The following is a 16432-nucleotide window of genomic DNA, read 5'->3' on the forward strand; positions in this document are numbered from 1 at the left end:
CACTAGCCACGCCCGCGCCGAAAGATTGCTCGTCCACGATCATGCGCTCGCCATCCTGATCCACCACATCCACACCCTACATCTGCTTCACACAGAACAAAATACCGAACAACTTGAACTTTTCTAAGAGTTTTCCCGACCAAAGGGCGCCGTCTCCCGGCGGAACCTGCCGTTCGCGCGGAATATCGTCTACGGTGACCGCGTTCGCGTCCTCTCATCAGGAGCTTTTCTCATGTCGACAGGCTTGATTGTTCTCGGCGTCATCGTCGCCGTCGCTGTGTTCGCGCTTGTCGCCTATAACCGGCTGGTCGCACTCAGCCAGCGCGTCAGTCAGGCCTTCGCCGATATCGATGTGCAGCTCAAGCAGCGTCACGACCTGATCCCGAACCTTGTCGAAACCGTGAAAGGCTATGCCGCGCATGAGCGCGGGACACTGGATGACGTCATCAAGGCTCGCAACGTCGCGATGTCGGCGCAGGGGCCGGCGCAGGTCGGCGCCGCCGAAAACCAGTTGAGCGGTGCGCTTGGCCGGCTCATCGCGTTGTCGGAGGCTTATCCGGATCTCAAGGCCAATGCCAATTTCCAACAGCTTGCCGGCGAACTGTCCGACATTGAAAATAAGGTCGCCGCAAGCCGTCGTTTCTTCAACAACGCTGTTCAGGAATACAACACCGCTATCCAGCAACTGCCGGCAGCGTTGTTCGCGGGCACGTTTGGCTTCACGCACAAGGAGTTTTTTGATCTCGGTGCCAGCCGCGCGACCGTAGAACAGACGCCTCAGGTGAAATTCTGAGGCTTTTGCAATGGATCGAAGCGGGCAGAACGGACTCTCCTTTCCGTTCTTCGGAGATGGAGAGGGCTATCCAACCACCGGGATCGATTTTGTCGTTGGCTCGATCCCTTTCCGATTTTGTTGCATCCCCCTCTCCGTCCTTCACCCACTGCCATCCGAGGGAAGGAAACGGATCGTCTGCGCGACAAGCGCTGCAAACGGATTCGCCTAATGGCAGCTTACGGTCTCTACACACACATCGCGTCGAACAAGATTCGTTCGATGTTTTTGCTCGCCGGGCTGTTCGTCCTGATTTATGTAATGGTGTTCGCCGGCGCGCTGATTGCCGAAGTGTTTCGGCGCGGCGCAGACTACCCGGCGGCGTTCTACATCACCATCGCCTGGCATGACCTGATCGCCGTCCTCCCCTGGGCAACAGCAGGTTCGGCGCTGTGGATTGTGATCGCCTATTTCTTCCATCAGTCGATCATTGATGCGGTCACCGGCGGCCATGATGTCACCCGCAAGGAACAACCGCAGCTCTACAACTTGCTGGAAAACCTTTGCATCTCCCGCGGCATCCCGATGCCGAAGCTGAAGGTGATCGATACCGACGCGATCAACGCTTTCGCCACCGGACTCAACCGCCGTCAATATGCGATTACCGTCACCACCGGCCTGATGAACCAGCTTAACGATCGGGAGATGGAAGCGGTGCTCGGTCACGAACTGACCCACATTCGCAACGGCGACGTTCAGTTGATGGTGGTCGCTGTCATCATCGCGGGCGTGGTCGGCTTCGTCGCGGAATTGTGCTTCCGCATCTTCTTCAACAGCGGCGCGCGGATCGGCGGCGGTTCGTCGCGCTCATCCTCCTCCCGCAACGGCGACGGCAAAGGCGGCGGCGCCGTCATCGCCGTGATCCTGGCGATGGTGCTGATCGCGCTCTCCTGGTTTTTATCGCAAGCGATACGGATGGCGTTGTCGCGCTCGCGCGAACTGATGGCTGATGCCGGCTCCGTCGAATTGACCAAGGATCCCGACGCCATGATCTCGGCGTTGCGCAAGATCGAGAACCGTGGCGAACTGCCGGGCGCAACCTCGGCCGTGATGGAAATGTGTGTCGACAACCCGCGCCAAGGTTTCGCCGACCTTTTTGCAACCCATCCTTCCATCGAAACGCGGGTGCGCGCGCTGGTGACATATGCCGGCGGCCACGATCCCGGACCGATGCGGTTGCATACCGAGCGCGCCGCGACCGATCAGAAATTGCCCGGGCTTCCGCCGGGACCCTGGAGCGAGCCGGCACCGCCCGTTCCCGGCCCACCGAGCCATCGCTCCTGACCTTTATTTTGCCGCTTCCTAAGCCTGTTTCAGGCTCGCAGGCATACTCGAGGCTTTCCGCTTCTGATGGAAGCAGAAGTGGGGCTTTTGGATTTGACGCGTTTTCTCCACGCGAACCGGTATCCACTTCGCTCGAAAACGCAAATATAGCCGCCACGAATGCTCAACGGCTCAACGAATTTTGCCAGATTTGACATATCGAATTGAATTCTCCCTCGTTTCTGCCATGGTCCCGCTCCAAGCAACGACTGGGGGGGACAGCTCGGCCGCGCGACCATCCGCGGTCGCCGATTTCAGCTTGCTCAAAGGGGTCTCATGGCGAAGCCGGCAGTGATTGTGGTTGGCGCGGACAAAGGCGGCGTTGGCAAAACGACCGTTTCCCGCACCATTCTCGACTATTTCAGCGCCAACAACGTACCGACCAGGGCCTTCGACACAGAATCGCCTCGTGGCACGCTGAGGCGTTTTCATCCAGATGTCACTGAGATCGTCGACATGACGTCGACCGCGGATCAGATGAAGATCTTCGATACGCTCAACACGGCCAAGGCTAGCGTCACCGTGATTGACGTCCGTGCCGGACTCATGTCTTCGGCTCTGGCCTCGCTTCGCGATATCGGTTTTCTCGACGCGGCGAAAACGGGGCAGATTACCTTCGCGGTATTCCACATTCTTGGCCCCTCCATCGCCTCCCTGGATGAGATCGCGGAAACTGCCAGATTCATGTCCGGCGCCAAATATTTTCTGGTGAAGAACTTCATCAACAACACGAGCTTCTTCGAGTGGGACCAGGCGACCTACAACGCCTACTTCCGCAAGATCAAGGATGCGACCGAAATCACCATCCCGAAGCTCAACGAGATGGCGTACGAGCAGGTCGAGGTGTCATCAGTGCCCTTCCTGAGGTTCGTAGCCAATAAGGGACCGAAGAACGAAGCCGCGAACTACTCGTTCGTTCTGCGCGGCTATGTTCGCCACTGGCTCGCCAATGTGTGGAGCGAATACGACCGCATCAAGCTCACCGACATCGTCGCCTCAAAGGAGAAGAGCGGTTCCCGCGCATCGAACAAGTAACTGATCTTTCCGTCGTTCCGGAACTTATCAGTTGATAAGGACTTGCGTTTACAACGGCAGCGCAGACCTCGGCTGTGCATCTGCACAACGGGTCAACTCGACTGCCGCTTAGCTTGAAAATCCTGATCGCGACCAAGCCGCGTCCTCATTTGCGCAGTGGCGCATCAAGAATGTCGGTGGAGAGTTTGTCGGCGTCCTGCTAGATCGGGATCGTCGCTCCGATGTAGCTCCTATGCCTCGCACTCCTGTCTACATTATCTGTTCGCCACGTCCGCAGGTCGGCAAGACGCTGATAGCGCGGCAGCTCAGCGAGTTTCTTCGTTTGCAGCGAGGCGATGTCCTCGCCTTTGACGTCAACCTGAAGGAGCCGTCTCTGGTCGACTATCTGCCGCGTCTCACAGAGACCGCAGAAATTGATGACACGTTCGGCAAGATGGCGCTGATGGACCAGTTGATCATCAATGACGGTCTCGCCAAGGTGATCGACCTTGGTTACCCCTCCTTCGACGAATTTTTCGGGATGATCGAGGAGATCGGCTTCGTCAAGGAATCCGCGCGGAGCGAGGTGGCGCCGGTTGTCCTATTCATCGCCGATAGCGATCGTGTTTCCGCACGCGGCTATCAGACCCTACGGGCAACGCTGCCGCCCAACGCTATCGTTACGGTCGAAAATGAATTCGTTATGCGCGGAAGGCTGCCCGAAGCTTTCATGCACAATCGGGTGATGCGCATCGCAGAACTTCCCGCGTTTCTCAAGACCTATATCGACCGGCTGACCTTCTCGTTCACCGAATATCTGCGAACGGAGACAGATTCTTCAACCGAGCTCCACCAGTGGATCCGCAACAACTATTTCGGCTTTCGTGAGATCGAACGACAACTGATGCAACAGGGGGGATGAGATTCATTTCCTTCCCCCTCGAAGGAGGGCTCAATGTCCGCCGAACGCCATCAGCGTCCGCACGGGGACATCCATCGCGCGTAACTTGGCCGCGCCGCCGAGATCCGGCAGATCGATGATAAAGCAGGCAGCAACGACGTCAGCGCCGATCTGGCGCAACAGCTTCACCGCGCCCTCGGCTGTGCCGCCGGTGGCGATCAGATCATCCACCAAAATGACGCGCTCGCCGCTGGCAATGGCGTCGACGTGCATTTCCATTTCGTCCATGCCGTATTCGAGCGCATAGGCTATCCGTACGGTCTGGTGCGGCAGCTTGCCCTTCTTGCGGATCGGCACAAAGCCTGCGGACACCTGATGCGCCACCGCGCCACCGAGGATAAAGCCCCGCGCCTCGATGCCGGCGACCTTGTCGATCTTCGATCCGGCCCACGGATGCACGAGCTGATCGACGGCGCGGCGGAACGCGCGCGCATCGCCGAGGAGCGTGGTGATGTCCCGAAACATGACCCCCGGCTTGGGGTAATCCGGAATGGTACGAACGGAGGCCTGCAGATCATCTTCGAAGGTCATCGAATCTCTTTCGCAGAACAAATTTGGAGCGGCGCTTTGCCTTCGTCATTCCTGAGCATAGCCGTTCGAAGAACGGCGTCGCTTCGCTCGCCTATGATCCGGCAATCCATCCTTTTGAGGATGACAGTTGCAGGGGTCAAGCCCGCTCATGGGGCTCTTTCACGTCGTTGCGCTTCGCGCCCTCCCCATCCGGAACGCGTTCTCCACGATCCGCAAGCCAACCTCGCCGCCAAGCGACATCAGCGATTCGGGATGGAATTGCACGCCGCCGACCGGTAGCGATTTGTGCTCGATCGCCATCGGCACCCCGTCGTCGGTGGTCGCCGTCACCTCCAGCACGTCGGGCAAACGGTCGCGTTCGACATAGAGCGAGTGATAACGGCCGATCACGATCTCGTTTGGCAGGTTGCACATCAGCCGTCCGCCACGACTCTGCACGCGCGATGGTCTCCCATGCGCCGGCTGCGCCAGCTGGCCGAGACGGCCGCCAAAATATTCACCAATCCCCTGCAAGCCGAGACAGACGCCGAACACCGGCAGGTTCTTCTCCAGCGCCGTACCGATGGTTCGGGCCATGCCGAAATCCTCAGGCCGGCCGGGTCCGGGTGACAGCACCAGCAGGTCATAGCTTTGCTTGTCGAGCATATCCTGCGCGTGGACATAGCGCACGACGCTGACGCGCGCGCCGACCTGCCGGAAGTAATCCGCCAGCATGTGCACGAAACTGTCGTCGTGGTCGATCAGCAACACGCGTTTTCCGGAGCCGGTTGCGTCCGGCGCCACCGCCGAAAGCGGCTTTGGCGCGTCGCCGCGTAGCGCCTGGAATAGCGCCGCCGCCTTGGTCTGGCACTCGCGGTCTTCAAGCTCCGGCTTGCTGTCGAACAAGCAGGTCGCGCCGACGCGCACTTCCGCGAGGCCGTCTTTCATGCGGATGGTGCGGATGGTCAGGCCGGTGTTGATCGAGCCATCGAAGCCGACGACACCGAATGCGCCGGCGTACCAGCGCCGCGGCGAGCGTTCGTTGTCCTCAACGAACTGGATCGCCCACTTCTTCGGCGCACCCGTCACCGTCACCGCCCATGCGTGGGTGAGGAACCCATCGAGCGCATCGAAGCCGGGCCGCAAAATGCCTTCGACGTGATCGACAGTATGAAACAGCTTTGAATAGGTCTCGATCTGGCGGCGCGCGAGCACCTTGATCGTTCCCGGCATGCAGATGCGCGCCTTGTCGTTGCGATCGACGTCGGTGCACATGTTGAGCTCGAACTCGTCCTTCTCCGAGTTGAGCAACTCGCGGATCTGCTCGGCATCGCCGATGGCATCGGCGCCGCGCGCGATGGTCCCGGAAATCGGGCAGGTCTCGATGCGGCGGCCGTCGCTGCGCACGAACATTTCCGGCGAGGCAGAGACTAGAAACTCACCGTCTCCGAGATTGACCAATCCGCCATAGGGCGACGGGTTGATCCGGCACAGCCGCTGAAACACTTCGGCCGGTGAGCGCTCGCAGGGTTCGGCGAACAACTGTCCGGGCACCGCCTCGAACAGGTCGCCACGCGCAAACGCGGCGCGCGCGGTTTCCACCGTGGCCTGATATTCACCCGGGGCGTGATCGGTAAAACCCTGGCGCGGTGTTCTCGCATAAAGGCTGTCAGGCGTATCGTGCGGATGCTTTTCGGTGGAGCGGCCCTTCCATGCGAAATCGTAGGACAGTACGACGCCGCGGCCAGTGGCGCGATCATAAGCGAGCAGGCGGTCCGGAATAAATAGCACGATGTCGCGCTGATCGCTTTCACGCGCGCGTTTCTGCACCAGATCTTCCATCTGGAACACGAGGTCATAGGCGAACGCGCCGTACAGCCCGAGCATGGGATCTGCTGTCGACGCGAAAGCCGCCACCAGCGCCCGCACCAGCGACATCACGCTTGCACGCCGGGTGCGTTGATCTTCCTCCACAGGAGCATCGCCGCGCACAATATGGCCAGCGATCCGGCAGGCAGTCTTTTCGGTGACGACCGCACAGGGTACGCTCAGTGTTTCACCAAGGAAAGCGATCAGCACCTCGCCGCGAACATTGGTGGCTTCGATGACAAAATTGAATCCTGTGGTTTCGATCTTGAGCGGCGGATCGGCAAAGCCAAGGTCGAAACTCTCATAACGGCCCGGCACCGTCGTACCAGACGACAGCACCACGCCGCGACGGCTATCGAGCAGACCGATCAGGTCGTCGAGCCTGCTGCCGCCGGTAAAGTGTTCGATCGAACGGCTGATCGAGAGACCGCTGGCGGTCAGGTACTCGCTTTGCGCGGGAAGGGAAAAGACGGTCCTGTTCATGCAGTCCTCTTACGAGACTTGCGAAGAGTGCGCCACACAGGACAAACAAAAAAGGCCGTCGCTCTGCATGACGGCCTTCGACGATTAGAATTGAAGCAAAATCGCACCGGCCACCTTCAGAAGGTGGCCCACCAGAGACGGAACGGGCGGATGGCAGGATTCATGCCACGAAATCATCATTCCGGTGGTGCGATGTCAAGAGCGTTCACGGCCGGACTCGGGCCGCATTGCCGCGATCAGGTCCGCCGCCATGGCGGTTGCGCCCCCAACAACGCGCGCTAGATTGGCCTGACTCGACACCGGGTGAACATCATGACGTTCAAAGTCGTGAGCAATAGTTTCAAGGATGGCGACTACCTCGACAAGGATCATATCCTGTCGGCGGATTTCGGTTTCGGCTGCGCGGGCGGCAACCGATCACCGCACCTGCGCTGGAGCGGCGCGCCGGCAGGCACGAAGAGCTTCGCCGTAACCTGCTTTGATCCGGACGCACCAACCGGCAGCGGCTTCTGGCATTGGGTCGTCATCAATATTCCGGCCTCGGTGACGGAGCTTGTGCTCGACGCCGGCAATCCCGGGAGTGGCAAGCTTCCCAATGGCGCGCTACAGACCCGCACCGATTTCGGCACAGCCGGCTACGGCGGCCCTTGCCCGCCTGAAGGCGATCATCCACATCGCTATTTCTTCACCGTGTACGCGGTCGGCGGCAACATCAACGCCAATGCCGACACATCAGCGGCAGTGATCGGTTTCCAGCTTCATTTCAACACACTGGCGAAATCGGCGGTGATGGGTCTGTTCAAGCGGTGAGACGATACAAGCGTTTAATGTCCCGCCGTCACTGCATCGCGGCACCAATCAAAAAGGCTCCCGCGAGGGAGCCTTTTTGATGCGAAGAACCTGCGCATCATTCAATGCGCGTCGGCCCAGACCGCCTTCTTGGTGAAGTAGAGCAGCCCGGCAAGGATGATCATGAAAATCATGACCTGCAGGCCAATCCGCTTGCGCTCCTCGAGCTTCGGCTCGGCGGCCCACATCAGAAAAGCGGACACGTCCTTCGCATACTGATCGACCTTCTGCGGGGTTCCGTCGTCATAGGTCACCTGATCGTCCGCCAGCGGGTTCGGCATCTTCGTGGCATGACCTGGGAAGTACTTGTTGTAGGTCGATCCTTCCGGCAGAGCGAACCCTTCCGGCGGACTACTTTCAAAACCGGTCAGGAGGGCATGGATATAGTTCGGGCCTTTTTCCTGAAACTGCGTGAAGGCATCGAAGATGAACTGAGGAAAGCCCCGTTCATAGCCGCGTGCCTTGGCCATCAGGGAAAGATCGGGCGGAGCCGCGCCGCCATTGGCTGCGCGAGCGGCGTTCTCATTGGGAAACGGCGACGGAAATTTGTCGGCGACCCGGCCTGGTCGCTCGAACATGTCGCCGGCATCGTTGGGGCCGTCCTTCACCTGGATTTCGGAAGCCAGCGCCTCGGCCTGGGCGACGGAGAAGCCCGGACCGCCCGGGTCTGTCAGGTTACGATAGTGCACGAGATTCATGGAGTGGCAGGCCGAGCAGACTTCCTTGTAGACCTTGTAGCCGCGCTGCAACTGGCCTTGGTCGAATTTTCCAAATGGGCCAGCGAACGACCAGCTCAACGACGGCGGAATCGAGCCATGGTCGGCCGCCATCACCTTCGAGCCGCTATCCAGCGCCAGCAGCCCGACAGCGCCGAACACCGCCAAGGCCGAAGCCACGACTTTTTTCTTTCCCAGCACGTCATCGGCGATCGAATTGGGAACGGCGCGCGGCTTTTCGATACGACTCAGGATCGGCAGCACAATCAGGAAATAGGCGAAATAGCACGCCGTCAGGATACGTCCGGCAACCACGTAGACGCCTTCCGGCGGCTTCGCGCCGAGATAACCAAGGCCGAGACAAACACCGACGAAGATCCAGAAGAACTGCTTGGCGAGAGGACGATAACGCACCGAGCGGGTCTTTGCGGAATCGAGCCAGGGCAGAAAGGCCAGGATCAGAATAGCGCTGAACATCGCCACCACGCCTGCGAGCTTGTCCGGGATCGAGCGCAGGATCGCGTAGAACGGCAGATAGTACCATTCCGGCACGATATGCGCGGGCGTCACGCCCGGGTTGGCCGGGATGTAGTTGTCGGGATCGCCGAGATAATTCGGAATGTAGAAGATGAACCAGCAGTAGAACAGGATGAAGCAGGAAAGACCGAACCCGTCCTTGATGGTCGCGTAAGGCGTAAACGGCACCGTATCCTTCGCGGTCTTGGGCTCGACCCCGGCCGGATTGTTCTGACCGGCGACGTGCAGCGCCCAGACGTGCAGCACGACCACCCCGGCGATCACGAAAGGCAGGAGGTAGTGCAGCGAGAAAAAGCGGTTCAGCGTCGGATTGCCGACCGAGTAACCGCCCCATAGCAGCGTCACGATGCTTTCGCCGAAATAGGGAATGGCGGAAAACAGATTGGTGATGACGGTCGCGCCCCAGAAGCTCATCTGACCCCAGGGCAGCACGTAGCCCATGAAGCCGGTCGCCATCATCAGGAGGTAGATGATGACGCCGAGGATCCAGAGGATCTCGCGCGGTTCTTTGTAGGAGCCGTAATACAGGCCGCGAAGCATGTGGATATAAACGGCGATGAAGAACATCGAGGCGCCGTTCGAATGAAGGTAACGCAGCAGCCAGCCGTAGTCGACATCGCGCACAATGGCTTCGACCGAGTTAAAAGCGAGGTCGGCGTGCGGCGTATAGTGCATCGCCAGGATGACGCCGGTGATGATCTGCACCCCGAGCATGAACGAGAGGATGCCGCCGAACGTCCACCAGTAGTTCAGGTTGCGCGGCGTCGGATAGGCGACGAACGAGGAATGGACGAGACCGAAGATCGGCAAACGCCGCTCGATCCACTTGAGGACGGAATTTTGCGGCTGGAAGCTGGATGGTCCGCTCATGATGCGATCCTGAAGAATGAAGCGACGCGTTCGGTTCGGGGCTTTTCGGCCTTATCCGATCTTGATCTTGCTGTCGGAAATAAAGGCGTAAGGCGGAATGGCAAGATTGAGCGGCGCCGGCCCCTGGCGGATACGGCCTGAGGAATCGTACTGCGAACCATGGCACGGACAGAAAAATCCGTCGTAGTTCCCTTCATGCGCAATCGGAATGCAGCCGAGATGGGTGCAGATGCCGATTACGACGAGCCACTGGTCATGGCCTTCCTTGACGCGCGCGGAATCCGGCTGCGGATCAGGCAGGCTCGCGACATTGACGTCGCGGGCTTCCTCGATTTGTTTCTTGGTGCGGTGCATGATGTAGATCGGCTTGCCGCGCCAGAACACCTTGATGTCTTGTCCATCGGCGATCGGAGCGAGATCGACCTCGATAGGGGCGCCGGCGGCGACCGTAGACGCATCCGGGTTAAGCTGGGCCACTAACGGCCAGGCCACGGCCGCCGCGCCGACGGCGGCGACGGCGCCGGTTGCTACGAAAAGGAAATCACGGCGGCTTTGTCCTGCCGAAGACGATGTCGTCACGATTTCAACCCTTTCTTACCCGCTGCCGGTCTTGTTGCTATCGGTGTACCCCACTCCCCAGAGAGATACGTCTTTCGAGCGGCCGTTTTATTGGCACCCTCGCCGGATCAGCGCAAGTGCGCTATCCGTCACTCGTGCAGTGCACAAATCCGCCCATTAGCCACGAAGCCATCTCGGAAAGCATTGAGCTCATGCGGGTCGCGCTCTTCCAACCTGATATACCGCAGAACACCGGGACAATTCTCCGTCTGTGTGCGTGCCTCAACGTCGAAGCCCATATCATCGAACCGGCCGGGTTTCCGGTCTCGGACCGGCATTTCCGTCGTGCGGGCATGGACTACCTCGACGAGGTCACCATTGTGCGCCACGATTCATGGCCAAAATTCAATCAATGGCGCGCCGAAGACGGCGGCCGGTTGGTGTTATTTACGACCAAGGGCGCACGCCCCTATCTGGACTATCGTTTTGCCGATACAGATATTTTGCTATTTGGACGTGAGAGCGCCGGGGTTCCGGATGCTGTTGCGGCGGCCGCGGATGCAACCCTGGTAATACCGGTCAGGCCCGGTCTGCGCTCGCTGAACGTCGCCATGGCAGCGGCTATGGCAGTGGGCGAGGCCTTGCGGCAGACGAGGTCGGCCGCAACGGGAAGGTCTTCGTGAGTTACGCGGTTAAGGAGATTTTTCTGACGCTGCAGGGCGAAGGCGCTCATGCCGGCAGGGCCGCGGTATTCTGTCGCTTCTCTGGCTGCAACCTTTGGAGCGGCCGCGAAAAAGACCGCGCCTCGGCCACCTGCCGATTTTGCGACACTGATTTTGTGGGCACCGACGGAACGCTGGGCGGCCGCTACGATACTGCTGATGCGCTGGCGGAAACCATTGCCGCGCAATGGATCGGACCGGCCGCCCATCGCTACACCGTGTTGACCGGAGGCGAGCCGCTGTTGCAGGTTAACAAGCCATTGGTCGATGCACTGCACGCCCGCGGTTTCGAAATCGGGATCGAGACCAACGGCACCATTGCGCCGCCCGATGGCATCGACTGGCTGTGCGTCAGCCCCAAGGCCGGCGCCGATTTGCTGGTCACCAAAGGCCACGAACTCAAGCTCGTCTATCCACAAACCAATATCCGGCCCGAGGATTTCAAGGATCTCACCTTCGAACGGTTTTCTTTGCAGCCGATGGACGGGCCGGACGTGGCAGGCAACACGGTGCGCGCCATCAACTATTGCCTGCGGCATCCGCAGTGGCGGCTCAGCCTGCAGACACACAAGACGCTGGGGATCAGGTAGGGATGAAATTAACCACACCCTCGTCGTTGCGAGCGCAGCGAAGCAATCCAGAAGCTCCAAGGAAAGAGCTGGATTGCTTCGTCGGCTGCGCCTCCTCGCAATGACGCCTTTAATCGGAAGCAGGTTTGACGAATGTGGGAGTTGACGAAATCATTCCGCTTCGAGGCCGCGCATTCGCTGCCGGCAACGACATTGGGCACCGCGAGCATGGAAATCCACGGCCATTCTTTCCGCGCCGAGGTGAGCGTCCGCGGCAAGCCTGATCCCGCGAGCGGAATGGTGCTCGATCTCGGCCTGCTCGAGCGCGGTATGGGCGAGGTCCGGAGCAAACTCGATCATAAGCTCCTCAACAACGTCGAAGGACTTGGCCCGCCGACGCTGGAAAATCTGGCGCGTTTCATCTGGGATCATGTCCAGCACGCAGGACACGTGACACGCGTCAGCGTACATCGCGATAGTTGCGGCGAAAGCTGCACCTATTTCGGACCCGAAAGTTGAAATTCTCACTTGTCATTTCGAGCGCAGCGAAGCAATCCAGATTTAAAACCAGCGAGATTAGATTGCTTCGTTGCTTAAGCTCCTCGCAATGACAGAGTCTCTCAAGGAATATCCGATGGACGCCTCCCTGCTCGAGACCCGCAAGGCCCGCGCGCGATCCTGGTTCGAGCAGTTGCGCGACAATATCTGCTCGGCTTTTGAAAAGCTGGAAGACGACGCGCCCGCTTCGCTCTATCCCGGTAACATAGGACGCTTCGTCCGCACGCCTTGGGAGCGTACCGACCACACCGGCCAACCCGGGGGCGGCGGCGTCATGTCGATGATGCACGGGCGGCTATTCGAGAAGGTCGGCGTGCACTGCTCGACCGTACATGGCGAATTCGCGCCGGAGTTTCGTGCGCAGATTCCCGGTGCGGCGGATGATCCGAATTTCTGGGCGTCGGGCATCTCGTTGATCGCCCACATGCGCAATCCGCATATTCCCGCCGTTCACATGAACACGCGCTTCGTGGTGACCACGAAAGCATGGTTCGGCGGCGGCGGCGACCTGACGCCGGTGCTGATGCGGCGGCGCACGCAGGAGGATGCCGACAGCCTCGCGTTTCACGCGGCGATGAAGTCCGCCTGCGATGCCCATGCCGACATCGCCGCATACGACAAATACAAGACCTGGTGCGATGAGTATTTCTATCTGCCGCACCGCAAGGAAGCCCGCGGGATCGGCGGTATCTTCTATGATTGGCATGACAGCGGCGACTGGGATGCCGACCTCGCCTTCACGCAGGATGTTGGGCGAGCGCTGCTCAAGGTCTATCCCGAGCTCGTGCGTCGGAACTTCAGCACGCCGTGGACCGCGGCCGATCGCGAGGAACAGTTGATCCGACGCGGACGTTACGCCGAATTCAATCTTCTCTACGACCGCGGCACCATTTTCGGGCTGAAGACCGGAGGCAACGTCGAGTCGATCCTCTCGTCGATGCCTCCCGAGGTGAAATGGCCTTAGATCCGGTTGGACCGAACCAATTCAAAATCACGAACGAGAAGCGGGACGCGGGCGGAAAACCGCTATCCACTTTTCCCCATCCCGCTCTAGCGGAATGTTGCCGCCCTCACAGCCGGTGATCGCGCGTGAACCGCGCGACGGTCTGATCGGCAATCGCCGAAAGTCGCGCGGAATCGAGCGGGAAATCCTCTGCAAGCCAGGCATCTTCCGCGATCGCGAGAACGTGTCCGAGCGCCGGACCTTCCGCGATTCCGCGTCCGACGAAATCCTCGGCCTTCAAAGGGAAGGCCGGCGGCTGCCAGCGCTGCGGCAGGGTTGCGACGTTTAGCCACGGTGCCGGATCGGCGCCGAGGCCAGCCCGCGACCAGGCCTGCATCAGCCGATCGCGGAAGCGCGGCGCCCCAAGTCGGTAGATTCGCCGCCGCGCGGTTGCCTCGTCCATGCTGCCCAGCCGCCACCAGCGATGGCCCATCGAATCCAGTTGTTTCGCCTCGGCATTGGAGAGCCGCAATCGCTGCGCAACCCGCCGCGCGTCTTCGGTAACCGATACCGCAAGCGCCGCGAGCCGGCGGATCGGATCCGGCGCAAGTTCCAGCGCGCGCTCTGCCACGATCATCGCCGCGAGCGGACCGCGATACGCCACGCCGCCGAGAATGGTCAGCAGCAAGCCGCCGTCCTCCATCGCCACCAGCGCCTCCACGGCGCCCTCCGCGACCAGCAGCTTCAGTATCTCCGCCCGCATGCGTTCGGCCGACAGCGTGGTAAGTCCGGCGCGACCGCGGATGCAGGCGAGATGGCTATCCCGATCGGGTTCGCCTCCACCATAGGCGGCATGGATCCGGAAAAAGCGGAGTATGCGCAGGTAATCCTCCGCTATACGCCGATCCGGATCGCCGATAAAGCGCACCCGCTTAGCGGCGATGTCGTCGAGTCCGCCGACATGATCGTGCACTGTGCCGTCGCTCTCAACGGACAGACCGTTGATGGTAAAATCGCGGCGCTTGGCATCGCGCGCCCAATCCCTGCCGAATGCAACCCTGGCCTTGCGACCGAAGGTTTCAATATCCTCGCGCAGCGTCGTGACTTCGAACGGCCGGCCCTCGACCACCAGCGTGACAGTGCCATGCTCAATGCCGGTCGGAATACTCTTGATGCGAGCCGCGGCCGCGCGACGCATGACTTCTTCGGGCAGCGCCGTGGTGGCCACGTCGATCTCGCCCACAGGCAGACCCATCAAGGCGTTGCGAACCGCGCCGCCGACGATCCGCGCTTCCTCGCCGTTTTCACTGAGCAGCGCCAGAACACGCGCCGCCGGACCTGATTTCAGCCAGCCCGCATCGCATAGCGAGCGGGCCGGGTTCACCTCTCGACTCCGGGCACAAGTTTGCCGTTCTCAAGATGCGCCGGAACATAGGTCGAATCCGGCGGCGAGCCCGAGAAATTCGCCAACAGAACGAAGCTGACGACAACCAGCGCCAGCGCCGCTAGCGAAAGTCGCACGACGATGTGCGGCGGCCATGAGGCGGCGATCATGAAGTCCACACGGTGGGCGATCAGATATGCCGCGTAGATCGCGAACGGAATCAGGAAGATTCCGAGTTCCATTAAAACTGGACGGATCATTTCAAATAGACTCGCTCGTACAGTACGCGCAGGATCCCGGCAGTTGCGCCCCAGATATTTCGTTCGGCGAACGGCATCTCGTAGAACGAGCGCGTTGTGCCGCGGAATTGCTTCCGGCCGAGTTTGTGATTGACAGGGTTCATCAGAAACGACAGCGGCACCTCGAATGCGTCGGCCACTTCATCCTTATTGATATAAAGATCAAATCCGGGTCTCACGCGCGCCACCGTCGGCAGGATACGGAACCCGAAACTCGTGCCGTAAAGATCAAGATACCCAATCGGCTCCACAAAGTCGCGGGTCAGCCCGACTTCTTCCCACGCCTCGCGCAGCGCCGCATCGACCGGCGAGGCATCGGTCGCGTCGATCTTGCCGCCGGGAAACGCGATCTGGCCAGCGTGCTCACTCAGATGAGCCGCGCGCTGCGTCAGCAGCACGGTCGGTTGCTCGCGCGCGACCACCGGGATCAGCACCGCCGCCGGCCGGATCGGCTTTTCCTGAGCGATCGTCCGGAGCACGGCATCATTGTCATGGTCACCGGTCAACGGAACGATGCCGGCGTCCGTCAGCCCGGGCGGTATATCGAAACACAACCGTGCCCGTGCGCGGTCGAAAAACGCCTCAGTGCCGACATCGGGGGACGCGACCACTGTCTTCACCATCGGAACGTTCAACCTGCGTCCCTCACCTGCTCCGCATCCGCCATCGCGAAGAACTCACCGCCCGATTCGACTCCGAACATCATTTGACCATCGACCATCCGTTGCTCACCCATGTCAACAAGATCGTAATACAACGCTCTTGTCACTTTGGCCCAGAGACCGGCCCGAACGTGCAAATAAGGCTTCAACCCGCCGCCCTCCGAGCACTCGAAGCGCAGCCGGTGCGCAAAATCGCATGGCACCCAATCGCCGACATTGGTACGGAATCTCAGCAGGCGGCCATTTTCGTCCCGATTCCCGATCATTTCGACGGCCAGAAACGGTGCGTCATCGACGCTGATGCCCACTTTCTCTACCGGAGTCACCAGAAAGTATTTGCCATCCTCGTGTTTCAAGATCGTGGAGAACAGACGCACCAGCGCAGGCCGGCCGATTGGCGTTCCCGTATAATACCATGTGCCGTCGCCGCCGATTCGCATGTCCAGATCGCCGCAAAACGGCGGATTCCACAGATGGACTGGCGGCAAACCGCTGCCGGGCGAGCCCGCGGCATTGCGCGCTGAGGCCGTCAGGCCATCCAGTGTCCGAGTAGCGGGCCGCCCTTGCTTCGCCATGGTTTACCCCGACGCTGATCGCCTCTTCTGCCACAAAGGGGAACATCAACCCACTAGTGGAGTGGATTTGACATTCGCCACCCATCTGCCGCGGGCACCGAAATGCGAATGTCAAATCCAAAACTCCACTAGAAACCTATAGTTGCTAGTGGTCCTGCGATTCTAACGTTCGCAAAAACACCTGCTGAAACGGGATGC

General features: G+C 60.3%; 17 protein-coding genes. 9 read left to right on the top strand and 8 right to left on the bottom strand.

Annotation, left to right across the window (positions count from 1 at the left end):
• The first annotated feature begins 232 nt into the window (after positions 1 to 232).
• From B2M20_RS13970 to B2M20_RS13985, 4 genes are all read left to right on the top strand, one after another.
• Positions 233 to 793 carry a LemA family protein gene (locus tag B2M20_RS13970; RefSeq protein WP_079447618.1) on the top strand — a complete coding sequence of 187 codons (561 nt, stop codon included), beginning with the start codon at positions 233 to 235 and terminating at the stop codon, positions 791 to 793.
• A gap of 210 nt (positions 794 to 1003) precedes the next feature.
• A complete protein-coding gene (locus B2M20_RS13975; protein ID WP_079447619.1) occupies positions 1004 to 2116 on the top strand; it encodes a M48 family metallopeptidase in 1113 nt (370 codons plus the stop codon).
• 315 nt (positions 2117 to 2431) lie between these two features.
• Positions 2432 to 3190 (top strand): P-loop NTPase family protein, encoded by a 759-nt coding sequence (locus B2M20_RS13980; RefSeq protein ID WP_079447620.1) that lies wholly within the window; start codon positions 2432 to 2434, stop codon positions 3188 to 3190.
• Between the two features lie 232 nt (positions 3191 to 3422).
• Positions 3423 to 4091: a hypothetical protein gene (locus B2M20_RS13985; RefSeq protein ID WP_079447621.1), complete on the top strand. Its 669-nt coding sequence runs from the start codon at positions 3423 to 3425 to the stop codon at positions 4089 to 4091.
• A gap of 30 nt (positions 4092 to 4121) precedes the next feature.
• Here the strand turns inward: B2M20_RS13985 and B2M20_RS13990 are convergent, their stop codons facing one another.
• Together B2M20_RS13990 and B2M20_RS13995 are read right to left on the bottom strand one after the other, a co-directional pair.
• Entirely contained in the window at positions 4122 to 4661 is a 540-nt protein-coding gene (locus B2M20_RS13990) for an adenine phosphoribosyltransferase (RefSeq protein ID WP_079447622.1), read from the bottom strand.
• Positions 4662 to 4820: 159 nt separating this feature from the next.
• The gene (locus B2M20_RS13995; RefSeq protein ID WP_079447623.1) at positions 4821 to 6992 is read right to left on the bottom strand and encodes an anthranilate synthase component I; all 2172 of its coding nucleotides are present in this window, start codon (positions 6990 to 6992) and stop codon (positions 4821 to 4823) included.
• A gap of 312 nt (positions 6993 to 7304) precedes the next feature.
• Between B2M20_RS13995 and B2M20_RS14000 the strand changes: the two genes are divergently transcribed.
• Positions 7305 to 7802: a YbhB/YbcL family Raf kinase inhibitor-like protein gene (locus B2M20_RS14000; protein WP_079447709.1), complete on the top strand. Its 498-nt coding sequence runs from the start codon at positions 7305 to 7307 to the stop codon at positions 7800 to 7802.
• A gap of 101 nt (positions 7803 to 7903) precedes the next feature.
• On the opposite strand, the gene B2M20_RS14005 is transcribed toward B2M20_RS14000, so the two are convergent.
• Both B2M20_RS14005 and petA read right to left on the bottom strand, forming a co-directional pair.
• On the bottom strand, positions 7904 to 9964 hold the full coding sequence (locus B2M20_RS14005) for a cytochrome c1 (protein WP_079447624.1): 2061 nt from the start codon (positions 9962 to 9964) through the stop codon (positions 7904 to 7906).
• Between the two features lie 51 nt (positions 9965 to 10015).
• Positions 10016 to 10543 carry a ubiquinol-cytochrome c reductase iron-sulfur subunit gene (gene petA / locus B2M20_RS14010; protein ID WP_079447625.1) on the bottom strand — a complete coding sequence of 176 codons (528 nt, stop codon included), beginning with the start codon at positions 10541 to 10543 and terminating at the stop codon, positions 10016 to 10018.
• A 191-nt stretch (positions 10544 to 10734) separates the two neighbouring features.
• On the opposite strand from petA, the gene B2M20_RS14015 reads away from it, so the two are divergent.
• The 4 genes from B2M20_RS14015 to hemF all read left to right on the top strand — a co-directional run bounded on the left by B2M20_RS14015 (position 10735) and on the right by hemF (position 13335).
• Positions 10735 to 11205: a tRNA (cytidine(34)-2'-O)-methyltransferase gene (locus B2M20_RS14015; protein ID WP_079447710.1), complete on the top strand. Its 471-nt coding sequence runs from the start codon at positions 10735 to 10737 to the stop codon at positions 11203 to 11205.
• Complete coding sequence (queE, locus tag B2M20_RS14020) at positions 11202 to 11834, top strand: 7-carboxy-7-deazaguanine synthase (protein WP_079447626.1); 633 nt, start codon at positions 11202 to 11204, stop codon at positions 11832 to 11834. The genes B2M20_RS14015 and queE overlap by 4 nt, the downstream gene beginning before the upstream one ends.
• A 132-nt stretch (positions 11835 to 11966) precedes the next feature.
• Positions 11967 to 12332, top strand: coding sequence for a 6-carboxytetrahydropterin synthase (locus B2M20_RS14025; protein ID WP_079447627.1), 366 nt, complete (start codon positions 11967 to 11969; stop codon positions 12330 to 12332).
• An 88-nt stretch (positions 12333 to 12420) separates the two neighbouring features.
• Positions 12421 to 13335 (top strand): oxygen-dependent coproporphyrinogen oxidase, encoded by a 915-nt coding sequence (gene hemF, locus B2M20_RS14030; protein ID WP_087881190.1) that lies wholly within the window; start codon positions 12421 to 12423, stop codon positions 13333 to 13335.
• Positions 13336 to 13441: 106 nt separating this feature from the next.
• On the opposite strand, the gene B2M20_RS14035 is transcribed toward hemF, so the two are convergent.
• The 4 genes from B2M20_RS14035 to B2M20_RS14050 are packed head-to-tail and all read right to left on the bottom strand — an operon-like array spanning position 13442 to position 16234.
• On the bottom strand, positions 13442 to 14698 hold the full coding sequence (locus B2M20_RS14035; protein WP_079447628.1) for a CCA tRNA nucleotidyltransferase: 1257 nt from the start codon (positions 14696 to 14698) through the stop codon (positions 13442 to 13444).
• On the bottom strand, positions 14695 to 14958 hold the full coding sequence (locus tag B2M20_RS14040; protein WP_079447629.1) for a DUF6111 family protein: 264 nt from the start codon (positions 14956 to 14958) through the stop codon (positions 14695 to 14697). The genes B2M20_RS14035 and B2M20_RS14040 overlap by 4 nt, the downstream gene beginning before the upstream one ends.
• The gene (locus B2M20_RS14045; protein WP_079447630.1) at positions 14955 to 15632 is read right to left on the bottom strand and encodes a CoA pyrophosphatase; all 678 of its coding nucleotides are present in this window, start codon (positions 15630 to 15632) and stop codon (positions 14955 to 14957) included. Before B2M20_RS14045 ends, B2M20_RS14040 begins: the two co-directional genes overlap by 4 nt.
• Entirely contained in the window at positions 15629 to 16234 is a 606-nt protein-coding gene (locus B2M20_RS14050) for a DUF1285 domain-containing protein (protein ID WP_079447631.1), read from the bottom strand. Before B2M20_RS14050 ends, B2M20_RS14045 begins: the two co-directional genes overlap by 4 nt.
• Positions 16235 to 16432: the final 198 nt, after the last annotated feature.

The sequence above is a fragment of the Nitrobacter vulgaris genome (assembly GCF_002028545.1).
Lineage (GTDB): Bacteria > Pseudomonadota > Alphaproteobacteria > Rhizobiales > Xanthobacteraceae > Nitrobacter > Nitrobacter vulgaris.

Coding starts and splice junctions, on each gene's coding strand:
- B2M20_RS13990 (WP_079447622.1), bottom strand. CDS start 4,661: ATGACCTTCGAAGATGATCTGCAGGCCTCCGTTCGTACCATTCCGGAT.
- B2M20_RS13995 (WP_079447623.1), bottom strand. CDS start 6,992: ATGAACAGGACCGTCTTTTCCCTTCCCGCGCAAAGCGAGTACCTGACC.
- B2M20_RS14050 (WP_079447631.1), bottom strand. CDS start 16,234: ATGGCGAAGCAAGGGCGGCCCGCTACTCGGACACTGGATGGCCTGACG.
- B2M20_RS13985 (WP_079447621.1), top strand. CDS start 3,423: ATGCCTCGCACTCCTGTCTACATTATCTGTTCGCCACGTCCGCAGGTC.
- B2M20_RS13970 (WP_079447618.1), top strand. CDS start 233: ATGTCGACAGGCTTGATTGTTCTCGGCGTCATCGTCGCCGTCGCTGTG.
- B2M20_RS13975 (WP_079447619.1), top strand. CDS start 1,004: ATGGCAGCTTACGGTCTCTACACACACATCGCGTCGAACAAGATTCGT.
- B2M20_RS14005 (WP_079447624.1), bottom strand. CDS start 9,964: ATGAGCGGACCATCCAGCTTCCAGCCGCAAAATTCCGTCCTCAAGTGG.
- B2M20_RS14000 (WP_079447709.1), top strand. CDS start 7,305: ATGACGTTCAAAGTCGTGAGCAATAGTTTCAAGGATGGCGACTACCTC.
- hemF (WP_087881190.1), top strand. CDS start 12,421: ATGACAGAGTCTCTCAAGGAATATCCGATGGACGCCTCCCTGCTCGAG.
- B2M20_RS13980 (WP_079447620.1), top strand. CDS start 2,432: ATGGCGAAGCCGGCAGTGATTGTGGTTGGCGCGGACAAAGGCGGCGTT.
- B2M20_RS14015 (WP_079447710.1), top strand. CDS start 10,735: ATGCGGGTCGCGCTCTTCCAACCTGATATACCGCAGAACACCGGGACA.
- B2M20_RS14040 (WP_079447629.1), bottom strand. CDS start 14,958: ATGATCCGTCCAGTTTTAATGGAACTCGGAATCTTCCTGATTCCGTTC.
- B2M20_RS14025 (WP_079447627.1), top strand. CDS start 11,967: ATGTGGGAGTTGACGAAATCATTCCGCTTCGAGGCCGCGCATTCGCTG.